This is a genomic window from Phnomibacter ginsenosidimutans (assembly GCF_009740285.1).
In the GTDB taxonomy this organism is placed as follows: Bacteria; Bacteroidota; Bacteroidia; order Chitinophagales; family Chitinophagaceae; genus Phnomibacter; species Phnomibacter ginsenosidimutans.
On record NZ_CP046566.1, the window covers coordinates 1,403,661 to 1,428,603 of the forward strand.

The 24,943-nt window shown below is 46.1% G+C and carries 23 protein-coding genes; 9 read left to right on the forward strand and 14 right to left on the reverse strand.

The window, feature by feature from the left end; genetic code table 11:
* Position 1: 1 nt before the first annotated feature.
* On the reverse strand, positions 2-922 hold the full coding sequence (locus GLV81_RS05960) for a hypothetical protein (RefSeq protein WP_157477699.1): 921 nt from the start codon (positions 920-922) through the stop codon (positions 2-4).
* 164 nt (positions 923-1,086) lie between these two features.
* Between GLV81_RS05960 and GLV81_RS05965 the strand changes: the two genes are divergently transcribed.
* From GLV81_RS05965 to GLV81_RS21120, 4 genes are all read left to right on the forward strand, one after another.
* A complete protein-coding gene (locus GLV81_RS05965; RefSeq protein ID WP_157477701.1) occupies positions 1,087-1,449 on the forward strand; it encodes a magnesium transporter in 363 nt (120 codons plus the stop codon).
* Positions 1,436-1,918 (forward strand): FKBP-type peptidyl-prolyl cis-trans isomerase, encoded by a 483-nt coding sequence (locus GLV81_RS05970; protein ID WP_197428979.1) that lies wholly within the window; start codon positions 1,436-1,438, stop codon positions 1,916-1,918. The genes GLV81_RS05965 and GLV81_RS05970 overlap by 14 nt, the downstream gene beginning before the upstream one ends.
* Before the next feature lie 83 nt (positions 1,919-2,001).
* Positions 2,002-2,817: a serine dehydratase beta chain gene (locus GLV81_RS21115; RefSeq protein ID WP_281350791.1), complete on the forward strand. Its 816-nt coding sequence runs from the start codon at positions 2,002-2,004 to the stop codon at positions 2,815-2,817.
* A complete protein-coding gene (locus GLV81_RS21120) occupies positions 2,780-3,448 on the forward strand; it encodes an L-serine ammonia-lyase, iron-sulfur-dependent, subunit alpha (RefSeq protein WP_281350792.1) in 669 nt (222 codons plus the stop codon). Before GLV81_RS21115 ends, GLV81_RS21120 begins: the two co-directional genes overlap by 38 nt.
* Here GLV81_RS21120 and GLV81_RS05980 read toward each other — a convergent pair.
* The 4 genes from GLV81_RS05980 to GLV81_RS05995 form a co-directional block, all read right to left on the reverse strand.
* A complete protein-coding gene (locus tag GLV81_RS05980) occupies positions 3,445-4,512 on the reverse strand; it encodes a hypothetical protein (RefSeq protein WP_157477705.1) in 1,068 nt (355 codons plus the stop codon). The genes GLV81_RS21120 and GLV81_RS05980 overlap by 4 nt on opposite strands.
* A 63-nt stretch (positions 4,513-4,575) precedes the next feature.
* Positions 4,576-6,081 (reverse strand): S10 family peptidase, encoded by a 1,506-nt coding sequence (locus GLV81_RS05985; RefSeq protein ID WP_157477707.1) that lies wholly within the window; start codon positions 6,079-6,081, stop codon positions 4,576-4,578.
* A gap of 42 nt (positions 6,082-6,123) precedes the next feature.
* The gene (locus GLV81_RS05990; RefSeq protein WP_157477708.1) at positions 6,124-6,582 is read right to left on the reverse strand and encodes a hypothetical protein; all 459 of its coding nucleotides are present in this window, start codon (positions 6,580-6,582) and stop codon (positions 6,124-6,126) included.
* Between the two features lie 129 nt (positions 6,583-6,711).
* On the reverse strand, positions 6,712-8,613 hold the full coding sequence (locus GLV81_RS05995; RefSeq protein ID WP_157480686.1) for a gamma-glutamyltransferase family protein: 1,902 nt from the start codon (positions 8,611-8,613) through the stop codon (positions 6,712-6,714).
* 278 nt (positions 8,614-8,891) lie between these two features.
* Between GLV81_RS05995 and GLV81_RS06000 the strand changes: the two genes are divergently transcribed.
* Positions 8,892-9,413 (forward strand): transposase, encoded by a 522-nt coding sequence (locus GLV81_RS06000; RefSeq protein ID WP_157477710.1) that lies wholly within the window; start codon positions 8,892-8,894, stop codon positions 9,411-9,413.
* 305 nt (positions 9,414-9,718) lie between these two features.
* Here the strand turns inward: GLV81_RS06000 and GLV81_RS06005 are convergent, their stop codons facing one another.
* The 6 genes from GLV81_RS06005 to GLV81_RS06030 all read right to left on the reverse strand — a co-directional run bounded on the left by GLV81_RS06005 (position 9,719) and on the right by GLV81_RS06030 (position 16,527).
* Positions 9,719-10,525, reverse strand: a complete 807-nt coding sequence (locus GLV81_RS06005) for an alpha/beta hydrolase (RefSeq protein WP_157477712.1) — start codon at positions 10,523-10,525, stop codon at positions 9,719-9,721.
* Between the two features lie 235 nt (positions 10,526-10,760).
* Entirely contained in the window at positions 10,761-12,302 is a 1,542-nt protein-coding gene (locus GLV81_RS06010; protein ID WP_157477714.1) for a rhomboid family intramembrane serine protease, read from the reverse strand.
* A 250-nt stretch (positions 12,303-12,552) separates the two neighbouring features.
* A complete protein-coding gene (locus tag GLV81_RS06015; protein WP_157476445.1) occupies positions 12,553-13,419 on the reverse strand; it encodes a hypothetical protein in 867 nt (288 codons plus the stop codon).
* A gap of 155 nt (positions 13,420-13,574) precedes the next feature.
* On the reverse strand, positions 13,575-14,357 hold the full coding sequence (locus GLV81_RS06020) for a hypothetical protein (protein ID WP_157477716.1): 783 nt from the start codon (positions 14,355-14,357) through the stop codon (positions 13,575-13,577).
* Between the two features lie 251 nt (positions 14,358-14,608).
* Positions 14,609-15,262 (reverse strand): hypothetical protein, encoded by a 654-nt coding sequence (locus GLV81_RS06025; RefSeq protein ID WP_157477718.1) that lies wholly within the window; start codon positions 15,260-15,262, stop codon positions 14,609-14,611.
* 638 nt (positions 15,263-15,900) lie between these two features.
* Positions 15,901-16,527 carry a peptidylprolyl isomerase gene (locus GLV81_RS06030; RefSeq protein ID WP_246186278.1) on the reverse strand — a complete coding sequence of 209 codons (627 nt, stop codon included), beginning with the start codon at positions 16,525-16,527 and terminating at the stop codon, positions 15,901-15,903.
* Positions 16,528-16,888: 361 nt separating this feature from the next.
* On the opposite strand from GLV81_RS06030, the gene GLV81_RS06035 reads away from it, so the two are divergent.
* From GLV81_RS06035 to GLV81_RS06050, 4 genes are all read left to right on the forward strand, one after another.
* Positions 16,889-18,799: a beta-N-acetylhexosaminidase gene (locus GLV81_RS06035; protein WP_157477720.1), complete on the forward strand. Its 1,911-nt coding sequence runs from the start codon at positions 16,889-16,891 to the stop codon at positions 18,797-18,799.
* A 90-nt stretch (positions 18,800-18,889) separates the two neighbouring features.
* Positions 18,890-20,125: a hypothetical protein gene (locus GLV81_RS06040; protein WP_157477722.1), complete on the forward strand. Its 1,236-nt coding sequence runs from the start codon at positions 18,890-18,892 to the stop codon at positions 20,123-20,125.
* Positions 20,098-21,771, forward strand: coding sequence for a DEAD/DEAH box helicase (locus tag GLV81_RS06045; RefSeq protein WP_246186368.1), 1,674 nt, complete (start codon positions 20,098-20,100; stop codon positions 21,769-21,771). The genes GLV81_RS06040 and GLV81_RS06045 overlap by 28 nt, the downstream gene beginning before the upstream one ends.
* Positions 21,772-22,085: 314 nt before the next feature.
* Positions 22,086-22,547, forward strand: coding sequence for a hypothetical protein (locus GLV81_RS06050; RefSeq protein WP_197428980.1), 462 nt, complete (start codon positions 22,086-22,088; stop codon positions 22,545-22,547).
* A gap of 66 nt (positions 22,548-22,613) precedes the next feature.
* Here GLV81_RS06050 and GLV81_RS06055 read toward each other — a convergent pair whose 3' ends face one another.
* The 3 genes from GLV81_RS06055 to GLV81_RS06065 all read right to left on the reverse strand — a co-directional run bounded on the left by GLV81_RS06055 (position 22,614) and on the right by GLV81_RS06065 (position 24,899).
* Positions 22,614-23,273: an alpha/beta hydrolase gene (locus GLV81_RS06055; protein ID WP_197428981.1), complete on the reverse strand. Its 660-nt coding sequence runs from the start codon at positions 23,271-23,273 to the stop codon at positions 22,614-22,616.
* A gap of 63 nt (positions 23,274-23,336) precedes the next feature.
* On the reverse strand, positions 23,337-23,768 hold the full coding sequence (locus GLV81_RS06060; RefSeq protein WP_157477730.1) for a hypothetical protein: 432 nt from the start codon (positions 23,766-23,768) through the stop codon (positions 23,337-23,339).
* A 135-nt stretch (positions 23,769-23,903) separates the two neighbouring features.
* Positions 23,904-24,899, reverse strand: a complete 996-nt coding sequence (locus GLV81_RS06065) for an ABC transporter ATP-binding protein (protein ID WP_157477732.1) — start codon at positions 24,897-24,899, stop codon at positions 23,904-23,906.
* Positions 24,900-24,943: the final 44 nt, after the last annotated feature.

The window sequence follows — 24,943 nt, forward strand, 5'->3', positions numbered from 1 at the left end:
TTTACTGTGCAGGCAACAATCTTACCGGGCGTTTGAAATACCGGCGCAACGAATCGCGGAGTTGTGCTGTGTCTTTTACCGCACTGCTCGACAAAGTATAAAAGGTAAACCGAACGGAGTCGGTGGTTTCGAGATACACGGGAGTTTTCAGCTGTTGCTTCAGCGTATCAAACTGATTGAGCACAATGGCTTTTTTTACTGTGCTTGTTTCTCTGAAAATTACTTTCCAATTGCGGGGCTGCAAGCTATCGGGTAGGGCGGGAGCGGGCAGTGCCGTAGCTGCAGAATCTACCTGCTGGGCTACAACAGTATCATAGATGCCTTTGTCTTGATTACTTGGCACTTCTACACTTGTAACTGCAACAAAGAATGCATTGAATATTAACCAAGCAGCTACAGCAAGTAACCCAAGCATAGCCAAGACCATAATGACTTTTGTTTTTGGCGACATGCGGTTGCGCTTTTCTTCATCATAAGCAGCGCCGGGCCCTTGATGCGCCGGATCTTCTACGTGGCGTTCTTTCAGTTTGCCCATGGCTTCTTCGGCTTTAATGGCCATAAAGTAGCCGGGGGTAAGGCTCAGTACACCTTCTTTATTTTTAGCCAGGGCTCCAAGTCCTTTTATTTCAAACGGGTTGCCAATATTGAGAAACTGCAACGCCATGCTCAGGTACGCCTCAATATCATTTTCGGCAAGGCTGGCAATTTTGCCCCGTTGGGTGGCATAAAACCGGATGAACTCGGGAGAAGTAACTGCCGTTTTTTGATGCGTAAATTGAATGCCACTGATGGGAACCGATTTGTTCTTTTGGATGTATTCGGCGTCTGGTACAGCATCGGTGAGGCGAATAGTACCAATGCCCTGCAGCGAAATTTCTCCATGCTGGTACACAAAAAGCGTAATCAATTGTTCTACGGTCACGGTGGCAGTTTTAAGTGATTGCGAATGTAAGTGATTTGCCGAAGGACTGAGGCGGCGGCAACCGTCTCTGCCCGGTAAAATCATTTCTTAAAATTCGGGCTTTTCCACCGGCTACTGCAACGCTTTGGTTGCTGCCAATGTCAAACCACTACTTTTGCGCCACAATGCTGACGGATAAGGAAAAAATGTTTCTCGACTACTGGGCCAAAAACCGCGACCGGCAGAAAAAACTGCTGTACCAGTTGGGGGTGGGTTTACCATTAGGTCTGGTATTGGGTGCTGTCATCATGGCCAATTTTTTTTCGGGCTGGTACAAGCGGGCCGATATGATTGCCAATAGTCAGTTCAATCCGGTGGTGTTGTACATTGCGGTATTGCTGATTGCTGTTTTCTTTGCGGTGTTTTCCAAAAAGTTTCAGTGGGATCAGCAGGAGCAGCGCTACAAAGAGTTGCTGCACAAACAAAAAATCAATCAAGACAAACAAAACGAGGAAAAGCAAGACCATGAAGTTCATGAAAAAAATTAGCGTAGTGTTGTTGATGTGTGTAGCTGTTGCTGCCACACTCGCCGGATGTACCAAATCAAGCACGGGTTGTCAGGTACAAGATCCATCGAAAGAAGAAGCAGCCATTCAGGCATTCATTGCTGCCAAAGGCATTACGGCTACCAAAAGCAGCCGGGGGCTGTATTATCAAATCATCACGCCGGGCAGTACCAGCAGACCGCAAAATACCAGCGTTATTTATTGCACCTACAAAGGCACTTTGCTCGATGGTACCGTGTTTGATCAGCAAACCAACCCTGGCCTCACGGGCTTTCAACTCAGTGGTTTGATTGAAGCTTGGAAAATTGGTCTGCCACTGATTGGCAAAGGCGGTTCTATTAAAATGATATTGCCAAGTGCATTGGGCTATGGTTGCACGGGTAGTGGTAGCAGCATTCCACCCAATACGCCATTGTATTTCGAAATGACCTTGGTTGATTTCTTCAACTAATCATCTTTCTCCAATAATCGAATATGGCATGCTGCGGCGTGCCATATTTTTTTACAGACATTTGAGCCAGAAAAATTGTTGCCATGCCACACGAAGCCATTTCGGTATTTGATATGTTTAAAATAGGCGTAGGCCCCAGCAGCAGCCACACCCTTGGCCCTTGGCGGGCTGCACAGCGGGTGGTGCAGGGGCTGATGCAGCGCAACCAGCTTGCATTGCTGACGAAGCTGCAAGTGTTGCTCTACGGCTCACTGGCCAAAACCGGAAAGGGCCATGGTACCGATGTGGCTATTTTGCTGGGCCTGTGCAACGAAGACCCCGAAACCATTGATGTCAACAGCATTAATCCGAAGGTGGAGCAGATCAAACAGTCGGGGAAATTAGTGCTGGCCGGCCAACAGGAAATTGATTTTGTGTATGCCGATGATTTACTTTTTCTGGCCAACGAATTTTTATCTTTTCATCCCAACGCCGTTACGTTTTTATACAGCCTGAGTACAGGTGAACAATACAGCGAAACCTGGTACAGCATTGGTGGCGGTTTTGTAGTGCAGGAAGGCGAAGCGGCCGGCACAACTGCAACAAACGTAACACTACCATTTCCCATCAATACAGCTGAGGAACTGCGCCATTGGTGCATGAAAACCGGTATGCCCGTATGGGAAGTAGTGCAGGAAAATGAAAGCACCTGGCGCAGTGAAGCAGATACCCGTACCGGCGTGTTGCGCATTTGGCACACCATGCGGGATTGTGTGTACCGGGGCTGCCATACCGCAAGTTATTTGCCCGGTGGCTTGCAGGTAAAACGCCGTGCGGCCGACCTCAACAAAAAACTGTTGGCGCAGCAACCCTATACCGATTTTGACAGCTTGGTTGCAAGCCATTCGTGCCGGCGGTAGTCATTTTAAATACACGCTGGATTGGGTGAGTTGTTTTGCCCTGGCGGTAAATGAAGAAAACGCTGCTTTTGGCAGGGTAGTAACAGCACCTACCAATGGTGCTGCAGGTGTAATACCCGCAGTACTGATGTATTACATTGCTTTTTGCAATGAGCAGGAAAGCAGTGCCGCTTTAGAAGAAAAGATTTACCGCTTCTTGCTCACGGCCTCCGAAATTGGCAGCATCTTCAAAAAAGGCGCTACTATTTCAGCCGCCATGGGTGGCTGCCAGGCAGAGATTGGCGTAAGCAGTGCCATGGCTGCTGCTGCACTGACAGAAGCGTTGGGCGGCTCGCAAAAACAAACACTGATGGCTGCCGAAATAGCCATGGAACATCACCTTGGCCTTACTTGTGATCCCATTGGCGGTCTGGTGCAAGTGCCATGCATTGAACGTAATACCATGGGCGCCATCAAGGCCATCACCGCTTGTCAGTTGGCGCTGCAAAGCACTCCGGATTTTGGTATTGTTAGCTTGGATAAAGTAATCAAAACCATGTGGGAAACGGCTTTGGACATGAACAGCAAATACAAGGAAACTGCCGATGGCGGACTGGCGGTGCATATTCCTATCAGCCTTGCAGATTGCTAGTGCGGAAAATCTTTGATGAGGCGCCGTTGTTCTGCATTGCAGTTGCTGGCAAAAATGGCTGCCATTGTTTTTTCTTGTTTGAGCTGCGCAAAAAAATCATCGAGGTATTGGCTGGTCATTTTTTTGAAAGCTGCATCAACCGATTTGCTTTCTGCAAACACCGCCCGAATGTTTTTTTCCTGTTGTAAAAAACGTTGTACCACTTGTACAAACACCGGCCACTCCGGATGGCAAATGCCGCGGTACAACCGTTCATGAACAGTTTGTATGGGCAGTTCTTGTGGTGGCGAAGCGTATGGCGCATCAACCAATCCACATTGATCGAAATCGAATGGCACCACATAGGGTCGTTGCGCTGGCTTTCCAACCAGTGTTATGTTGTGTTCATACTCCACCGACCAATCAGTATTGCCAATCATGTACTGAAACAACACCATACTGAAATAGCTGTCTGCTGCCACGTTGATGGGCGTCAGTTTTGCTTCTTCAACCGGCATCAATGAAAAGCGTTTGGCCAATGCTTCATCATCTTCTATCAGAATGCCGGTGAGTGGTGCGTTGAGTTTGGCCGGAATGTCTTTGTCTGTCAGCAGTACGGTTACCAACCTTGTTTGAAAAGCAATGGGTGCTACCAAAGCATAGGCTTTGTACACCAACTCTTCACGGGCTACATAGTTGCCCTGCTTGCAAGGCAGTACGAGTTTGAGTTTGTTTTGTTTGTAAAACAAGCTGTTTTTATCCAACGCATCTTTGGGCAGGTTCAAGAGCAACGGAGGAAGCATACAATTGTTGGCATCCTTTCGGAATTTGCCCCTCGTTTTTGCTTTAATAACAATCGTGTCGTTGTTGTACATCAACCGGGTTTCGTGGTAGCTGGAGCTGTCGCCGCGGTCTTTTAGCAATGCTTTGATATTGCCGCTGAGTTGTATGCTGATGCTACTGTCTGATGCAAACAAAGCGGTTGTTTTCTTGGCCACAGGTTGAGCAGGCAGCATGCCTGTCATCATCATAAAAAGAGCAGCAATGCCCGTACGTTGTATGCCCGCCATCAAAACCCTGCGCATAAAAATGGCTGCTTTTCTGTTGGTGAAAAGCAGCCATGCAAAGGTATTTGTTTTAGGCTTGAATTACTGTCCGGGGTTCCAGTCGAAAAAAGCATCCATGTCTTTTTTAAACTGAACCAGCGAAGGTTTGTGGATGTAATACATGTGACCGCTTTCGTACCAATGGGTGCGTACACGGCTGCGTTGCTCTGGCCGCAGCTGCATGTGTTCCAAATCGTACTGTGCTGTAAAATAGGGAGTAGCAAAATCATAAAAACCACCACCCAGGTATACTTTCAGCGAAGGGTTTTTCGCCATGGCATCCCGTAGGCTTTCGGCCACATTCAAAAACTGGTTTTGCACGTTGTTGTAATTCCAGGGCCGCACATTGCCAAAGATGTTGTAATCCTCTTCGGTGGTAAACTTCAGTTCCCGCTGAAAGTAATCGTTCATGGTGGCAGTAAATGGCCCGTCGATGTTGGCAAACGAGGGGTCGAATGATACACTCTCTCCGGCATCTTCCAAATCACGACCCACAAAACGGCCATCCAAACGGCCAATGGTCAGGCCATCGGTTCGGCGCAGTTGTTTGTAAAAACGATCTTCGGTTACCCGCAGGTTCGATTGCAAACAATACTCTTTACTCAGGCCGGTGAAGTAGGCCATCTTCTCTGCCACTTTTTCTTTTTCGGCCTGCGATAGCCAACCGCCTTTCAGCAAAGCTGTAGCATATTCACCCATGGCAAAGGCTTCACTTTCCCGCAAGGTTTTTTGCAAATCGGCTTGCAGCGCAGGCGATAATTTTTTGTGGTACCAGGCAGCCGCGGTGAATGTGGGAATGTACAGGACACGGGGTAAATCGTGACCCACATAATAATCATTGCTGCCAAAATTGAGTACTGCAGAAATGAGGATAACACCATTGATGTAGATGCGATAGCGGTCTTGTAAATATTTTGACAAGCCTGCTGCACGGGTGGTGCCGTAGCTTTCGCCAGCCAGGTATTTGGCGCTGGCCCAGCGTTGTTTTTTATTGAGGAAGGTTTGCACAAATGCGCCTACGCTACTAATGTCTTCTACATAGCCATGGAACTGTCCGGCTTTTTCGCCGGGGGCGGGTCTGCTGTAGCCGGTACTAATGGGGTCGAGAAAAACGAGGTCTGTTTTATCGAGCCAGCCATATTCGTTGTCTACAATTTTATAGGGTGGCGTGGTGGCTTTGCCTTCATCATCGAGCAGCACACGGCGGGGTGCGATGCCACCCATGTGCAGCCACACCGATGATGAACCCGGACCACCATTGAAACAAAACGTAATGGGCCGCTTGTCGGGTGTTTCACCATCTTTAAGATAGTAGGTGTAAAACATTTTGGCAATCACTTTGCCGGTATCGTTGCGCAAGTGCATGTAGCCACATTGCACGGTGTAGTTGAGCTTGCTGCCATTAACCGTAATGCTCTGTTTGGTAACCGATTCGGTACCCGGTACCACCGACCAGGTTTTTTCTTTTTCGGCAGGCTCATTTTTCGGCTGGGCATTTGCACTGCCCATTGCCAATAGCAAGGCTGTTGCCAGTATCCAATGTTGCATAACTCCGTTTTAGTGATGGATGAAAATAGTCGTTCCTCAACGTTACTTTTTTTGAATAATGGCATACGCCTCATCTGCAGCTACGCCAATTTGATCGAGGCCTTCGGTGAGCTCCTGCGCATCCAATGTGCGGCTGCTGAAATCGACCCGCACCATCAGGGTCTCATCTTCATCATCCAGTCCTACTTTGATGCGGTCCAGATCAAGCGCCAGCTTCATCAGCTGTTTCATTTGCTGCACAGAAATGGTAGCACCCGCTTTTTCCTGAACAATACTAAAAAGAACAACCATGCCTTCCGATTCGGTGGCAATGAGGTAAATTTCTTTGTTGTGTTTGCCTTCTACTTTGGTAACGTAGATATCGCCATCTGTTTTGGTAAACTCATATCCGGTTTTACCAATGAGGCTACTGAGTTTTCCAGGTTTGGCCGTTTCAGTTTTTGTTTGTGCCTGCATACTGGCGGGCAATAACAGTAGGAGGATGTAGAAGATGTATTTCATGGTTGTTTAGATTTTAAGTTGGTAGGTTGAAAAGTTGGAATGTTGGTAGGTTGGAAAGTTGGTAGGTTCAATGTATGTAAATCAGATATCAGACATCTAACATCCAACATCTAGCATCTAACATCTCTTTTACCATCCAATACCATAATCTTCCCCGTGGTTGCTGCTGCCACCCCAAAAGCTGTTGTGCTTCCAGTCGAAGAAAATAGCATTGATGGGGCCGCTGCTGCGTTCGGTAAAGCTGAGCTTGTAACCCATAGCCTGCAAGGCTTTGCGTACTGCTTCGGGGGTACGGTTTTGCAAAATGATATCACCGGCACGTGGGGCACGGTCTTTCATTTTGGTGCCACCCAGGCTCAACCATAACTGATTTGTATTGACGTTGGCTGCTTCGCTGGCTTGCTGTACGTTCATGCCAAACTCCACTACGTTCAAAAAGAACTGCAACAGGTTTTGATCTTGTGTATCGCCACCCTGCACGGCAAAGCTCAGGAAGGGCTTGCCATCCTTCATAGCCAATGATGGTGTGAGTGTAACTCTTGGGCGTTTGCCGGGTGCTACTACGTTGAAGGGATTCAACGCACTATCGAGTACAAAGCTTTGCATGCGCTGGCTCATGCCAATGCCCGTGTTGCCGGCAATGCAGGCAGGCACCCAACCACCGCTCGGCGTAATGCTTACTACCCAACCATCTTTGTCGGCAGCTTCTACACTGGTGGTGCCACGCAGCAGGCGATCCATGTACATTTCATCTTGTGCAGAGTGCTGATAGGCCAGCTGGCGTACATCATGCGAAGGGATGGCACCGCCACCGCTGGCCGTGGTATCGGCCAGTTGTGCCCAATGCTGTAGCAGTTGGCTGTAGGGGTTGGTTTTGCCTTCGAAAGGATAGGGGTCGCCGGGCAGTGCAGGCGACAAATTTTTTGTGGGGTCGATGAGTGTAGCCCGCTGTTTGGCGTATTCCTTGCTTAGCAAACCTTGCATGGGTTGCTGTTTGTTGAAGTAGGGATCGCCGTAGTAAAAGTCGCGGTCGGCAAAGCTGAGGTGCATGGCCTGCGACACCGTATGAATGTATTGTGCACTTTTGTAACCCATGCTTTTCAGGTCGAAGTTTTCGAGGATGTTCAACGCTTGCAACATGCTGGGGCCTTGTGTCCACTGCTGCAGTTTGTATACATCAATGCCTTTGTACGACACTTTCACCGGTTCTTCTTCAATGGGTTTCCAATTGGCGAGGTCTTGCATGGTAATCAGTCCGCCCTGCTCCTGACAGCCCCGCACAAATTCCTTAGCGATATCGCCTTTGTAAAAGCGGTCGTACGCCGCCATGATGGCTTGCTTTCGGGTTTTGCCCGCTTTCAGTGCGGCCTGTTCTGCTTCCACCATTTTGGTAAGGGTGTTGAGCAGGTTTTGCTGGGTAAATATTTCGCCGGCTTCGGGGGCTTCGCGTTTTTCGCCGAGGTGTGGCAAAAACACGGCCTTGCTGTAGGGCCATTGTTTGATGCGGTCTTTTTGCCGCTCAATGCTGTTGGCCGTTTGTGCTTCTATGGGGTAACCCGCAGCCAGTTGCATGGCAGGTGCCAGCACTTCTTTCAGGCTTTTGGTGCCATAGTTGGCCAGCAGGTGGCAAATGCTGCCGGGGGTGCCGGGCGTTACCGCAGCCAGCGGCCCATACTCCGGCGGAAAAGCATAGCCCTTGCTTTTGAAAAATGCGGGAGTGGCGCCGGTAGGAGCTACGCCCAGGCCGTTGAGGGCAATTACTTTTTTGGTGTTGGGATTGTAGAGCAGCACTTGTGTTTCGCCGCCCCAGTGCAGCACATCCCACATGGTGCAGGTGGCGGCCAGCATGGCACAGGCGGCATCTACCGCATTGCCCCCTTGCTGAAACAGCATGCTGCCAGCGGTTGCCGCCAAAGGTTTACCCGTAATGGCCATCCAGTTTTTGCCATGCAATACAGGTTTTTGGGTGGGTTGCGCCAGCAGGGGCAGCGACAGTACCAGCCCCGCCACCAGGCTCATCCATTTTCTCATACACATACAAATTCGTTTTTGGAAAGATACGTGTTGTAAGACGACAGGAAAGGCTTGGCCAGTTGGGTGAATGCCTTTGTTGGTCGCTGACCAACAAAGGGGTGGGGCAATGGATGATGTTGGTCAGCGACCAACAAAGGCGGCGGAGGCGGTACAAACGATGATGCAGGTCTGACGACTAACATCGGCAGGAAATGTGCCTTTGTTGGTCGCTGGCCCTTGTTGGTCGCTGACCAACAAGGGATTTCCAAAAACGGATCTGTTTTTTAGTTTAGAGAATGATTTTGTACGACCACCACCCACAGTTTATCACCATCACCAATCTGAACTGGTTGCCCGTGTTGCAAAACGATCACCACAAAGAAATTGTATTAGAAGCCATTGCACGAAGAGTGGCTTTACAACAGGTAACAGTATATGGATTTGTCATCATGCCCAACCATCTTCATATTATCTGGCAATTGCACGATGGCATCAATAGGGCCGACTTTCAACGAGATTTTTTAAAGTTTACTGTCAGAAGCATCTTGTATTTTATGCAGATGAATGATGACCCATTGTTGACATCACTACAAGTAAAAGCTGCTGACCGGCAATATCAGGTTTGGGAACGCAATTCATTGAGCATTGACCTGTATAGTGAAGCGGTGTTTGTGCAGAAGTTGAATTACATACACAACAACCCGATACAGCCAAAATGGAACCTCGCCCAATGGCCGGCAGACTACCCTTGGAGCAGTGCCGGATATTATGAAACGGGCTCGAGTCCGTTTTCGTTTGTCACCCATTATCGTTCTTGAAATCTCTTGTTGGTCAGCGACCAACAAGGGCAATATGTTCACCCTCGCTGATGTTGGTCGCTTATTGCTGCCGGTATTGGACGCTGACCCACATCACGCCTGTTTATTTTGACTTGTCGTAAACCGATGCAACTCTTTGTTGGTCAGCGACCAACAAAGGCGGAGGAAAGGCTGTTAGCCGAGGGCCAATATTACTCCCGGTTTAATGTTGGTTTATCGTAACATGATTCCAACGAAGGCAAAGTTGCGGATTACAAATCCGATGATACGGCTTCGGGATTGCAAATCCCGAAAAGCGGGGGGCGTCACTTAAGAAGTGTTTGTATTGCAGCAATGTACTCTGTGTTGTCGGTCATGCTGTTGTGTCCTTGTCCTTTTAAGGTGATTAATGTGTCACCTGTTTTCATTTCCGATTTCAATTTTAGAGAGGAACCGTAATAAATCACTTCGTCTTGGTCACCGTGAAAAATTGCAACAGGCATTTCACAGGTTTTCAAATACTCATTAGTCTTAAACTTGTATTTTAAAAGGAAGGTTGGAATAATTGGATAAGTGTGTCGCATCATGTCTGTCAAGCTGTAATAAGGAGCTTGTAAAATGAGTAGCCTTGGGTGATTAGTAGCTGCAAGATGTGCAGCCGGCCCAGTACCTATGGAATAGCCCAAAACAACAATGCTGTCTTCGTGAAATCGCTGTTTCATTTTGTCGTAAGCAATTTGAATGTCATCAAACAACTGTGTCTTATTTTTTATGTCACCTTCACTCTTGCCGTATCCTGGGTAATCAAAAATAAATACGTTGTAATGTAAGTCGGTGTAACGTTTTGCCACATCGCCCCAACTATCTAAAGAACCAGCATTACCATGCAAGTAAAATACCAACCTTTTTGAACTGTCTGCCTTGAACAACAAGCCATTTAATAAACTTCCACCTTTTGTTTTGATGTTTATCTCGTCAAACGGTTGAGTGAATGAGAACTTGTGATTTTTGTCCAGCTTGTCAGGAAAGAAGAGTAGCTTCTCTTGAAAAAAATAAAGTCCTACACAAATTAGGACATAAAAAATGAGCAACAGTTTCAGCGTCCGGAAAATTACTTTTTTAGTAGAGAGCATGGTCTATTTAAAATGACAGCCAACGTTCGAGTATTTGCGAAGGCAGGGAATTCATTGATTGTCTAGCCCGGTACAAATGCCCATTTGAAAATATGTTGTTGAAGTTATGTACTAAAGCTGAACATTGAATGTCGAGCCCGAACCGCTGCTGATGCTTGCATATAGTTGATGTTACAATTTCCAGCCCTGCTTTTGCAAATACTTTTGTTGGTAGCCGTTATTCTTCGTCAAAAGTTTAAGCTGCTTTGGCTTTCAATGAAGGTGTCATTATAAGTCCGATAACAAAACCACTTAGAAGCCCACCAACATGAGCCGCATTGTCAATGCCTCCAGCTAAGCCCATTAAAAGATTATAGCCGACAAAAAATAATGTACTTACCAAGAAAGCTTTGCTGAAGTCTTTAGGAAATACTTTTACAAGCATTAGTGAAAGAAAAAGTCCGTAAAGCCCAAATATTGCACCTGATGCACCAATACTCACTGTCGCAGTATGCCACCAAAGACTTGTCGCACTTGCTAAAATACCTGTCAATAGATAAACAGTTAAATATTTTTTTCTGCCAAGCAACGGCTCAAGAAATATACCTACAAACAATAGTCCCACCATGTTTGCGATAATATGCATAAGTCCGCCGTGTAGGAAAATACTGGTCAACAAACGCCACCATTGTCCGTTAGTTGTATAAGGTCTAAAGTTGGCACCCCAATGCAGTAAGTCAATGCCTTTAAATGAAATTACTCCAAGCCCTTTTATTACCATGATTAAGTAAACCAGAATATTTAAATTCATGATGATTGGGGTAATGAAAAATCCCTCTTTGGGAATTAAAAGGTCGAACATTTCTTTTAAGTCTGTGTCTTTGGGTTTAACTCCTTTCTTGAATTTTTTAAGGCTTGCCTCATTAAACTTAGGAAACAATAGAAAGATAAACCAAACAGCAAATCCAATTCCAAACGCTTTGAAAATCCATCCAAATTTGCCACCATTCCTGTTTTCAAAAGGGTCGTTATGTGCAATAAAAATGGTTGGTTCGTTATATCTTACGTACCTGCTTTTTTTGATAGCTCTATCAAATTCAGTATGGTCATCGTTTCTTCCTATTTTTTCGAGATAGACAAAATTTTGAAAATTGGTTGTGTCAAACTGGGCTTGACATTCTTCCGTGAAGGCTTTGAATTTGTCCTCTTTTTCAGTATCAGAAAGGCGGTTGCTTATACGCTTTGAATATTTTTTACCAAGGAAATAAGAGCACTCGCCTTTTATACTGTCGTCTGGATTACTAAGGATGGGCAAAGCAACATAAACAAATAAATTTAAATCTTCATTGTGTTTACCGCTAACTGTTGCAGTGTTGATAATTCCAATATTATCCTTGTCGATAAAGTATTTGTCAAGTGAGTAGTATTTTGTTACTTCTTTTTTTTCGAACTGATTGATAATGTCAAGCTTGGTTAGTTTTCCAGTTGCTGTTGATAAATATTCTTGGGCAACAATTGTCGGAAATGCAATTGCCATAGCAGCTAAGAATTGATAGCCAAATGAAGCATTGTCATTTTTGAAAGCCAGGAGCTTTATCCGTGGTCGCAACCAAATTAAAACAGGTATCCAAGGAAGGGCAAAAGGAAGCCATATATGGATGATGTCTTCCTTTAAAGGAATGAAGTCCGTCTTAATAAACAGTAACCAGTTGAGAAAAGTGTAAAGTCCGACGAAGCAAATTGCTATAAGTACAAATGGTAAAAACAGTAGTCTAAGCTTCTCTTTAAGTCCTTTCATAAAGTATTAGGGTGTGTCCGATATAATGGCTACCAACGAACAAGGCTTGGCGATGGCGGGGTTTTGAGTTGGGTCACGCTTGGCTGTCTGCCGTTGAATTGTGATAAAATAGTTGAATTTAAATTCTTGCTGTTCGGTCGAGTTCTGTCGAGCTGGAACCGAAGTTGAACAAAGTTCCCAAAGTTGCAATACGAGTTCCGTCACACCCCACTATTGCCAAACCTCCTGTTGGCAGCATACTCTTTTCCGTCTACCAAAATTTCCATTTGCTAATACCTGTCAACTCTTTTATTTTAATTACTTTGTCTGATTTGTTGTTACTTAATTCAAAGTCAAGCTGTCTATTAATTCCATCAATTATCCAAACGTCAAAGTCTGCACAAGAGCCAAATTCGGTTGTATTGCCATTGTAATAAGTATAAGTTTTGTCAACTTTTATTTGCCCTACAATTTGTATTAAACTTTCAACATTTTTGTGTCTAATTGGTGAATACCAATGAATGTTTGGGCTGTCCTTCCACATTGCAAAATTTAGAACTAAAACGGTAGAATTTCTAAAGTCGTCCAGAGATGGCTTGCTCGGTTGATTAATACGTGTTGCTGCAATTAAGTTGTTGCCATATTCAGTGTCATAAATTGCTTCCAATACAACTGCTCCTCCGTAATTTCCATTTGCAAGTTTGAACGTTACGCAATCCCCTTTTTCAAAAACGGGGTGAAGGATTTTAGATTCTTTCTTCTTTTTTCTTGCTTTAGCTTTTACCTTTTCAATTGAAATGTCCGCAAGGAATTTGTCAAGAACTAATTTCCTTTTTTTTAAGTCTTTTTCATCTGCCTCAAGTTGTCGCCAAACTTCAATGTCCGCTCCAGTGTCAACAATATTTTTAACTCGTTGATAAAGTTCTGTGTCAAGCTGTTTACATTCCCATTGTGCTTTTGCTAAGGCAAACCAAAAATTGTTACAGTCGTCTGTGTCATTAATTGTTTCTTGGTTAGCTTGAATAAGTCGTTGAGAAATTTCTTTAACCTCAAGCCCGTCATTATAGAGTTCGAAGAATTCGTCATAAATGTCTGCGTAAGTGTCGTTAGATGATATTGCTGTTCCCCAGGCTCCCATAATTTTTAGAGTGTCGCTTTAGAGTTGCTGCCAACGGCCAGGGCTTTGCGTTCGTGGCGGTCTCAGGGAACCTCAGCCCAGCCCTGGTTTAAAGATGATTAGAATTACAGCGATCAGGGGTTTAGGCGTCAGCCGCCATGACGCAAAACCCAGTGTTAGTAGCCGTTTTTTGTCGGCCCGTTTCTAATAACTTTCAATCTTGTATAACGAAAAACCTTTTCTGCTTTTGGGTCTCCTTTGGTCGGATTATAACCAGTCGGATAACCTGCATATGAAATAATTTGTCCAGTTACTTGAATTTGTAAAGGAAGGTTGTTGCCTTGCCACAATTTGTCAGCATTGATAAGTTTATCAGTTGCTGGCTCTAAAAAATAATATTCTCTTACAGTATCTGCCGATGATTTTGTATCACTCCATTGCGCACAGGTACATTCTACTGCGTTGTATGATAAGTTAAGTGTCGTGTCGTCTTTTGCTGAATATTCAATATCCTTTTTGAACACATCAATCTTTGTATAACGAAAAACTCTCGCTTTGTCCAACTGTTCCTCCCCTTTAGTTGTTCCTTTTGGATAGTCGGGTCTTACATAAAATTGTCCAGTAACTTTTATAAAGTGTCTTCCTGGGTCAAAGTACATAGGAAGTTCTAAATCTTTGTTTGCCGGCTCAATAAAAATACAATGCTCTGCAAGTTTATCATCTTCGTAGTTTTTAAAATCATCAGGTGTTACCCAATTAGCACAAGCACAGCCCCAAACAATATAACTCATCTCTAAAGTTTCTATCTTGCCGTTTAAAGTATTTGATGGATCAGAAATGTCTTTCTCTTCTGAACTTTGTCGTACCAAAGTGTCGTTTGGGACTGCGGTTTTGTCAAGTTTGTTTTGGTTAGTCGTACAAGCCGTAAAAAGCAATATGATTGGTAAGAGTTTCTTCACTTGTAGGGTGTCTGTAAAATGGCTACTAACGTTAGACGGCTTTGCGATGGGCTGGTAATAGCGGCAAGTCAGACCGAACCGAAGCCGAACAACGATGTAAAGATGAAGATAACAAGTTGCCGCTTAATTTTTAAATGTCAGCCGGAACAAAAGATGATGGATGCGATACTGCTGATGGCTTATTCGTCAGCCAGCCTATTGCAAAACCGAATGTTATATGCAGCCAAAGTCGTGTCACCTTAAAGTATGTGTCACCTAGTTTGGGTCTTTTGTTTGGTTGTTGTGTCAACAGATGAAACGTCGTTCAAAGATTTCGTTGTTTTATGAATGGGTTGGTGAAGTTGTGTGTCTGTCGTTGTGGGTGACAGTATGGAGCTACTTGACGTATTTGCTGGTGATGTGGCTGCGTTGCCATTAGTGTTGTCGGGACAAGGCTTTTTGGTCAGGTTTGTCACTACAATCGTCAATCCGCTACCAATCAGTGACGCAATGAAATATTTAAAAATGTGCGTCTTAAAATCTTCTGTCTGCCAATAGAATTTTTTGAGGTTGTGGGTTAGTGTCAGACGTTGAATGAATGATGGTTTTATAAAAAACCTGGTGTCGCCAAAGTGCTGTTTGAGGTCATTGGATTTAAGTTCATGTGTCAGTTTTGCGTTGCGATAGGCAAAGTCGGCTTTTGAAAGTTTTTTGATAGCAAACGGGAATTGCGTGTCTTGGCTTAGTTCTCGTTTTACTTGTGGCACTTCTTTTCCTTGCATGATGTACAGGGCATATCGTTCAGCGTCGCCCATAGGTTGCGGGAAAGAATAGGAAATGTCAACATGGGTAATGCGGTCTGAGTTGATAGTCACCGTGCCGACTTGTTTGAATTTGTCGTACCCTTTATAAACAGGAATGGTCATATTAATAAGCAGCTATGAATTGGAACGTCATTGGTTGCATATAACGTCCCGCGGCTTTGCGACGTTCGCAGGATGTGGTGCTGTATGAAGATAAGGCTGCTGGCGAATGTTGCAAAACCGCAGTTGCCTGCAGTGGCCAACCGTACTGCCAGGAAAATACCCGTCGGGCTATTTGTGCCAATGGCTGATTGGCGAAGTCGACCAACGGGATCGGGGGAGGGAGCTACCGTATTTCTACGGGATTTACCGAAGCCACCGGCTCAGGTATTGACAATGTCAATGCCAGCCTTTAGCTTCGCCTAAGCTGCTGAAGCGATTCGCTTCGAAAACGCCGGTTTTCAGCAAATCTCATTTGCGCAGCTTAACCGGCAAAATCCATTGCCCCATTTTGCCTCCCGTAAATCAGCTGAAATACACCCCCGATTTTCCGGCAAACGGAGTAAGCCATTGCGGCGCAACACGTAAATATATGATACTATTTCAAAAAACGCCTAATGAAACATTATTGATTATCAATGTTATAGCGTTATACATTTTGTATTGTTATTAGTACAATACACCCGGTTATACATGTTGTATTGTTGACGTTACAATCCTTCTTTAGTTTTTGTTCATCACCCATCAACATCGCTTCCCCATCACTTCCGCCGCACCGTTATAATATCCACCTGCGGCGTGAAGTACTGGTTCTCTTCGGGGCGGCGGTATATTTTTTGTACCACATCCATGCCCTTGGTTACCTGTCCAAATACGGCATAGCCCTGGCCATCGCCGTTGTTGTCGCCGCCAAAGTCAAAGCCCGGTTGGTCGCCAATGCAAATAAAGAATTCGGTGTTGGCGGTGCCGGTATCTTGCCGGGCCAGCGAGAGAGCCCCGTTGATATGCCGCAGCCCTGTTTGCTGCGTGTTTTCATGGGGTATGCCTTTCAGGTATTCCCGTTTGTTGCCCGTGCCCCACAGGCCGCCCTGTATCAGTTCGGCAGGGGCGCTACCCATGGGTTGATTGTCCTGGTTGAGGATGCGGTAAAAACTGCTGCGTTGGTAAAACCCGGAATCGACAAACCGTAGAAATGCCGCTACGCTTTGCGGCGCTTTGTCGGGGTACAGTTCGGCTTCAATATCGCCGTATTGTGTTTCAATCACAATGCGGGGATGGCCGTCTTTTTCTTCATTGCTTGATGGGCCACATTGGGCCCACAGCACACTCATACAAACCAAAACAATCCATTGTTTCATACCCGCAATGTACAGCAGGATGTATTCCATTAAAAGAGGGTTAATGGAGGGAATTTTATTCAATAACCCGTAGTGCTTCTGTTAACGCCAAGAACAGCTGTTTTTTTGAATGCTTCACTCAACTAATGGGTTCTGATAGCGGCATTGTCACTTTCTTTTTCTTGAAAAAAGAAAGTAACCAAAGAATCCCGATAGCTATCGGGATTGCCTTGCCAACGCCTCCCTCTGTGTTATTTGTCTTGAATTACTTACTGGATTTAATGCTTGTCCGCCTGTTTTTTTAATTACAAACATCACACTAGTTAATAAAAAACATTATCAATCGATCCGCCATTGGCTGCAAAAGCCAATCAACTATCTTGCCCCTTCCCGAATTTAAAATTGCCCATACATGAAAAAACTGATGATGTTGCTGGCACTGGCAACAGGCATAGGACAAGCCATCGCCCAGCAAAGCAGGGTAGCCATTATTCCGCAACCGGTTTCGGTGAAAGAAAATCCCGGTAGCTACCTGTTGCCCAAACAAATTGTGGTAGATGCACCCAACATGGCGTCGCTGCAATACACGCAAAAATGGTTGCAGCACAAACTCACTACCGCTACGGGTTACACCATGCTGTTTACACAAGGCAAACCTGCTACCGCCAGCATTGTGCTGCAGCAGTTGCAGCCGGCCAATGCTACTTTGGGCAAGGAAGGTTATGAACTGGAAGTAAACCAAAAACAAATCATCATCAAAGCCAATGAGGCCGCCGGTTTTTACTACGGCGTACAAAGTTTGGTGCAGTTGTTTCCCAAAGAAATTGAAGCGAAGCAAGTGCAGAAAAACGTACAGTGGACCGCACCCTGCGCCAACATTACAGACTATCCCCGCTTTGCCTGGCGTGGATTGATGTTTGATGTGTCCCGTCACTTTTTTACCAAGCAGGAGGTGAAAGATTACATCGATCAGATGGCCCGGTATAAGTTCAATGTGTTTCACTGGCACCTCACCGACGACGAAGGCTGGCGCCTCGAAATCAAAGGCCTGCCCAAGCTCACATCAGTAGGGGCCTGGCGGGTGCCCAAAGAGGGTTACTTCGGCGATATGAGCAAGCCCGAACCCAACGAGCCCAAAACCTATGGCGGCTTTTACACGCAGGAAGATGTGAAGGAAATTATTGCCTATGCCAAAGAACGTTTCGTGAATATTTTACCCGAAATAGATGTGCCCGGCCATAGCCTGGCGGCCATTGCTTCGTATCCCGAACTGAGCTGCACACCCGGTGCCGAAAACTATGTGGTACGTAGTGGCGAAAAAATCATGAACTGGTTGGGCGACGGTAAGTTTACCGCCATTGTAGACAATGCGCTGTGCCCTGCCAACGAAAAAGTGTACACGTTTTTAGATCAGGTGTTTGGCGAAGTAGCGGCCCTGTTTCCTTTCGATTACATCCACATTGGTGGCGATGAATGTGCTCATAATTTCTGGGAGAAAAACGAGCAGATTCTGGCCCTCATGAAAAAGGAAAACCTGAAAGACATGCACGAACTGCAAAGCTATTTTACCAAGCGGGTTACTGGCATTATCACGGCCAAAGGCAAGAAGGTGATTGGCTGGGATGAAATACTCGAAGGCGGTCTGGTAGACGGTGCTGCCGTAATGAGCTGGCGTGGCGAAAAAGGCGGCATTGAAGCAGCCAAGCTGAAGCACGAAGTGGTAATGAGCCCCACTACTTACAGCTATATCGATTACATGCAGGGCGATGTGGCCATTGAGCCACGGGTGTATGCTACGCTGCGGTTGAACAAAGCGTATCAGTTCAACCCCGTACCTGCCGGTGTGGATGCACAATACATCAAGGGTGGACAGGCCAACCTGTGGACAGAGCAGGTGTACAACATGCGTCATGCACAATACATGACCTGGCCCCGGGCTTTTGCCACCATCGAAAGTGTGTGGACGCCTGTGGAGCAAAAGAACTGGTCGAACTTTGCCGGCCGTGTCGAAAAACATTTCGAACGACTGGATGTGCGTCAGATTAAATACGCCCCCAGCGTGTACGAACCCAGCTTTACTGCCCGCCTGGATGCCGACGGTCAGTTGTGGGTAGAAATGCAAACGGAACTGGACAACATCAAAGTGCACTACACGTTTGACAATTCCTTCCCCGATCAGTTTTATCCTGCCTATACCACGGCAGTAAAAGTGCCGAAAGATGCGGTGCAACTAAAGGTGATGAGCTACCGCGGCGATACACCGAAGGGAAGATTGATGACCATTTCGGTAGAAGAACTGAAGAAAAGAGCGGGTAAAAAATAAACCCGCAGCCATACAAAAAATCCTGCTGAATTCGGCAGGATTTTTTTGTGCCACTCACCCTATGTTTGCGCCCCTTTTTTGTGTGAACACATGGCCAGTCAACCTCAAACTGTTTCTGTAAAAACCGTGCTGCTGCTACAGCCCATGCGGCTATTGCACCGGCATCCGGTATTGCAATTGTTGCAGGTGAGCAAGAAAGACAATGGCATGGTAGAAATGGAAGAGCTGCCCGTGATGCAGGCCATTGTGACGCAGCACCTCAAAGGGCTGGATGCGGAGGCCCGCAAGGCGCTGATGATGGTGAGTGAATCGGCCTTGCAAAAAGAAAAACTGCTGATTGAAAAGCGGTTTGAGTTGCAACGCACTGCTACCGACTGGGCGGCTTTTTACGACAAAGCCATGGCCCGTTATTTTTTGCAGGTGCTGGGTCAGCTCAAGCAATATGGACAACAGCTATCGTGGTACCACCGGCTGCCGCATGGTGCTACCAATAAAATCGTTACGGCACCTTGTGTGTACCATCCCTTTGCCGTGATGTTATCGTTTTGCATAACTGTACAAAACGATATACCACAAATTGATGTTTGGGTAGAAAAAGGAAAGGAAAAAACATCGCTCAATGATTATCGGCGGTTTTATTTTTTACTGGAAAAAGACCACCAGTATTTGCACCTGCCGCTGCGTTGCTACGAGTTGTTGGAATGGCTGGATGAACATACCTGGGATGAACAAACCATGCCGGCTATCGATTATGCCCGTGCTGTGGCCAATCATATTCGCCAGCAGGGTTTTGAGGTACAGGCCGATGCATTGGAAGATGCCGTCGCCATTACCACTGCGCCTGCCCGCCGGGTGTTGCTCAGCGAACTCAACAATGCTTTTTTGATGCTTACGCCACAGTTTGTATATGAAGACTGTGTGATAGAAGGGGCGTACGAACCCATTACCAAATACAAACAAGATGAGGTAACGCTGCACATTCACCGGGATGAAACAGGGGAGCAATCGCTGGTGCAATTTTTACAAGGCTTGCATCCCAACTTCAGCCGCCAATACAACGGGTACTACTACCTCAGCTTTGCCGATGCGCAAAAGAAAGGCTGGTTTCTGAAAGTCTATCATCAGCTGCTGGATGCGGACATTGAACTGCGGGGCATGGATTTGCTCAGGCATTTTAAATATGCGCCTTACAAACCCGAAACAAAATTGCAGATACTGCAAGAGCTGGTAGATGTGTTGCAGGTGAGCATGCAGGTGAGTTTTGGAAAAGAAAAATTCCATTGTCCGATTTGCAAAAAATGTTGCTCAACGGACAAAAAGCAGTGATGCTGAAAGATGGTAGCCTCGGTGTATTGGGCGAAGAATGGTTGCGCCAATACGCAGGCATGGTAAAGCATAGCCGGGTGAATGGCGATCAGCTGCAAGTGCCCCGCTGGTTGGCCATGAGCCTGGATGCTACCGATGATAACGCACTGCAATTGACGCAGGTGCTGCCAGAGCAGTGGTGGCAACAATGGACGCAGTGGCAGCGGCAGGAAGATGCGTTGTATGCATTGCCGCAAACCTTGCAGGTACAAGCATTGCGACCGTATCAGCAGAAAGGATATGAATGGTTGCGGCTGCTGGCCGAAGCTGGTGGCAGCGGTTGCCTGGCCGATGATATGGGCTTGGGAAAAACATTGCAGACCATTGCCTTTTTGGCGCATCGTTTTGAGCAAGACAGCACCGCTCGTTTTTTAGTGGTATGCCCCGCCTCGCTGATGTACAACTGGCAGCAGGAGTTGGAAAAGTTTGCGCCGGTATTGCGCAGCATCGCTTATCATGGAGCACAACGCAAAGCCGATTGGATAACAGATGAACAGTATCAGGTACTCATTACCAGCTATGGTACGCTGCGGCAGGATATAGAACAGTTTGCTGCTGTAACGTTCAATACAGTGGTGGTAGACGAAAGTCATTACATTAAAAATCCGGTGGCACAAATTACCCGTGCCATTACACAACTGCAGGCGCCGTTTCGCATTGCGCTGAGCGGCACACCGGTCATGAATGGAACGGTTGATTTGTATGCACAGCTCAATTTTTTGTTGCCGGGCATGTTGGGTAGCAAGGAATTTTTCCGAAGAGAATATGCGTATCCCATAGAGCAACAAAAGGATGAAGAGAAGGCGGCTGCGTTGCAAAAAATGATTGCACCATTTATTCTGCGTCGCACCAAAGAACAGGTGGCTGCAGATTTGCCGGAGAAAACAGAATCGATACTATGGTGCCACATGGGGCATGATCAACGCATGGCGTACGAATCGTTGAAAGATGAAATACGCGGTAGTGTGTTGTTGGAAATAGAACAAAAAGGATTGCAGGCTGGCAAGCTATCGGTGTTGGCAGGCTTAACCAAATTGCGGCAGCTGTGCAATAGTCCGGTGCTGGTAAAAGATGCCAATCTGTTTTGTGAAGACAGCATCAAAACCGATGTGTTGATGGAAGAGTTGAAACAAATCATTCCGCAGCACAAGGCGCTGGTGTTTTCACAATTCACGGGCATGCTCGATGTGTTGGAGCAAGCTTTGATGCAGCATCGCATTGTTTTCAGCAGGATAGATGGCAGTACACCTGCACAAAAACGGCAGGAGTTAGTGAATGTATTTCAATCAACAGATACCGATGCTTCGGTGATGTTGATTAGTTTGAAAGCAGGCAATGCCGGCTTGAATTTAACGGCGGCTGATTATGTGTTTCTCGTGGATCCGTGGTGGAATGCAGCGGTAGAAAATCAAGCGATTGACAGAACGCATCGCATTGGGCAAACGCAGCCCGTATTTGCGTACCGTATGATTTGTAAGCATACAGTAGAAGAAAAAATATTGCAATTGAAAGACCGGAAAAAGAAATTAGCCGAGTCATTAATTACTACAGAAGATGGCCTGATGCAAGAGTTGAGCATTGAAGATGTGGCCTTTTTGTTTCAGTAAACTGTCATGTAATTGTCCGGATGATGCCCTTTTTACTGTAAAAAGGGCATTAACATTTTCGTAATTTACCGTTGGGCATGATGTAGATGTGTAGCTGAAACTCAATGCTGGAAAGGGTTTCAGGGAGTGGTGGGCGGTTTAGGCGTCATGCAGCAAAGCAAAATCGGGTTGTGGTACGGAAAAAATGCGTTCTATGTTTGCATTGTCAATTGATACACACACCAACCCAATCCAGATGCATGGAACGCCGTACACAAAAACACACATGCACGTTTAAGTGACGGTTTCAACTCTTCGATTGTTAGCCGAATGAAATGAAGAAGCAGATGGATCGAGACAGATTTATTAAACCATTAAAAATCGCAAGAGTTATGAAAAAGTACACGTTTATTATCGCAATCGCAGCCATGGTAATGGCTATGCTTCCTGCCGGCGAAACATTTGCCCGCAAAGCAAACACCCGTAAAACTGAAAACCAGAACGCTGGAAATATCGTTGTTCGTCACTACGGTTCAGACGACCGCTTCATTTACCTGCAGGTTCAACTGCAGCAAAACAATGACAAGCCCGCTGTATTCCGCATTGCCGACGAAATGGGAGAGTTGTTGTTCGTTGATCGTATCAGCAGCAAGAACCACACTGTAACCGTTAAGTTCCGTCCTGAAGAATTGGAGCGTATCGAATTGGAACTGACAACTGCAGAAGGTGTGTTCCGTAAGAAACTCGCCGTTCAGGTAAAAACATTTTCTGCCGCCGTGGTAGAAGAAGTGAAGTAAGATTCTACAAACAGAAACAAGCAATCAACAATCGGTGCCTGTATTTTACAGGTGCCGATTTTGCTTTTATCCTTTCACCAGGCTGTCTAGTATTGCATTGATGTATTGGCTTACTTCATCAGCCCTGTTCCATATCATAAAATGGCCGGCATCATTGAGCCAGTAATTGGCTTGCACTCTTTTGGGCAACAGCAATTTGTCGGCCCGTCCATGAATGTGCATGATGTTGTGTGCAGGTGTTTGTGCCTGCCATGTCAGAATCATATTGACAGCCCGTTTCACAAATAGATGATGCGTGTCTTTCAGCATCATTTGTTTGATGTACGGATCTTCCGCCTTGCTTTGCGTATCAAAAATGTATTTGTTGAGGCTGCTGAATTGCGTCACCATCCAATAGGGAATGATTTTATGCAGTCGTAATTTGCCTGCTGTACGCATCCATGCGGGTAGTTCTTGTTTGCATTTGCAACTACTGATGATGATGGTTTGCTGCACTGGCATGATGCGACTGATTTCTGTAGCCAGCATGCCGCCAAATGACACGCCCAATAAGATAGGTTGTGGATGTTGGATTTGAGCAGCCAGTCGTGCTGCATATTGCGGAAGTGTTTCTCCTGCATCCGGCATCGTCCATTCTATGGGATGCAAGATTGCATTGTGCAATTGCAACTGTTGAAAAATGCGAAAATCGGCGCCCAGCCCACTGATACAATACACATGATGCATACCTGATATTACCTTGCTGATTGCATAAAGGTAAATCAAGCATGCATCAGAAATTATTGTTGGTTAATGGGATGATGACGATGTAGAATCAGCTACGACTGTTCCACCAGTATTGGCACTTCCTGGAAACATACCGCCGCAATTCCAGGCCATCCCATCCATGGCTTGCCAGTAGCTGAGCCAGTAGTCCTGTACATCAACAGTCATCAAATATCCTTCGGTTCTGTTGTACACGGTTTTTACACCCCAGCTACTAAAATTGCCATACAAAGTGGTACCCATAAATGGTGCAGAGCCACCCCACATGCGGAGCAATGCATACCCTCGGTTCGTTTCTATGACAAAGCTGCTACAGCCAAAATCGCTGGCAACCACTATGCCTTTTTCTTTGCGCAACCAGTCACTTTCATCTACTGGCGGACGAACAATGGGTTGTTTGCTGCAAGCAGTTAATAACAGCAGCAGGGGCGTGGCGATGAGTAGTAGTCGTTTCATAACGATTGCTTTAGTATGCCTGTATGACGGAGCACCAAAGCTTTCAGTACGCAACGTGAGGTTAAAGATTTCTGAGTGTTCTGTTAAGGAAAGGTTAGACTGTTAAAGTACAGCCAGCCTAAATGCTAAAAGGCATCAGCGATGTTGTAGCTGCACGTAGATTGTTTGCCCAACCATTACAGCCTGTTGCATGGTTCTGCAAAATAGCCGATGTCCTTGTACATGAATACCGAGCAAAAGGGTAGGGCCTTCAAATGCAATGGTTTCAATTTGTGCTTGCAGCAAATGTGGCGCAGGCTCAAGGCTTATCTGCCATTGTTCGGGCCTGCTGATGTGCATGTGTTGTGTAACCACGTTTGAAAAATATGGAAACCAACTTTGTATTTGTGCAACCGGTATTTCGTTGAATACGCCAAACAAACCTGCTGCATAATTGGAAACGGGATGATGGTATATCTCTCTTGCGGATCCTTGCTGAATGACCATTCCGTGTTGCATAATCCAAATCTCATCTGCCCAGCTCAGCATGTCAGTCGTATCATGCGAAATCATGATGATGCCAATATTCAACGTGGCTTGCAGGTTGGCCACAATGCGGCGCATCGATTGCTTGTGCAGGGTGTCCAAATTTGAAAAGGGCTCATCGAGCAACAGTAGTTTAGGTTGGGTGGTAAGGATTTTTGCCAGTGCTATCCGTTGTCTTTCACCACCCGATAAGCCGCTGTTGGTTTTGCGCTGCAACAGGTGGTCTATTTCACAAAGCCGGTAGAGTTGCAGTTGCTCCTCAGCATTGAGTTCGCTGCCATAATCCAGCAAATCGGCTACGATGTAGTTATTGCGCAATTCAAAATGCTGGCTCAGGTAAGCAATGCCTTTGTGACCTGGCAACAGTTGATCGTTGGGGCCCAAAATTCGTTCGCCATTGAAAATGATTTCGCCGCCATCGGGTTGCACATGGCCGGCTATCATTTTGAGCAGTGAGCTTTTACCAGAGCCCGTTTCGCCGGCAATGGCCAGCCGGCAACCATTGTGCAGGTTGAAACTGGTGGGTGCCACTACCTGCTGGCTGCCATAGCTTTTACTTACTTGTTTTGCTTCCAGAAAATTCATACAGGCTTCGAAAGTAGGCATTGTTGTTACGCAAACCTGTTGCTGCAAAACACCTCATTGGTAGA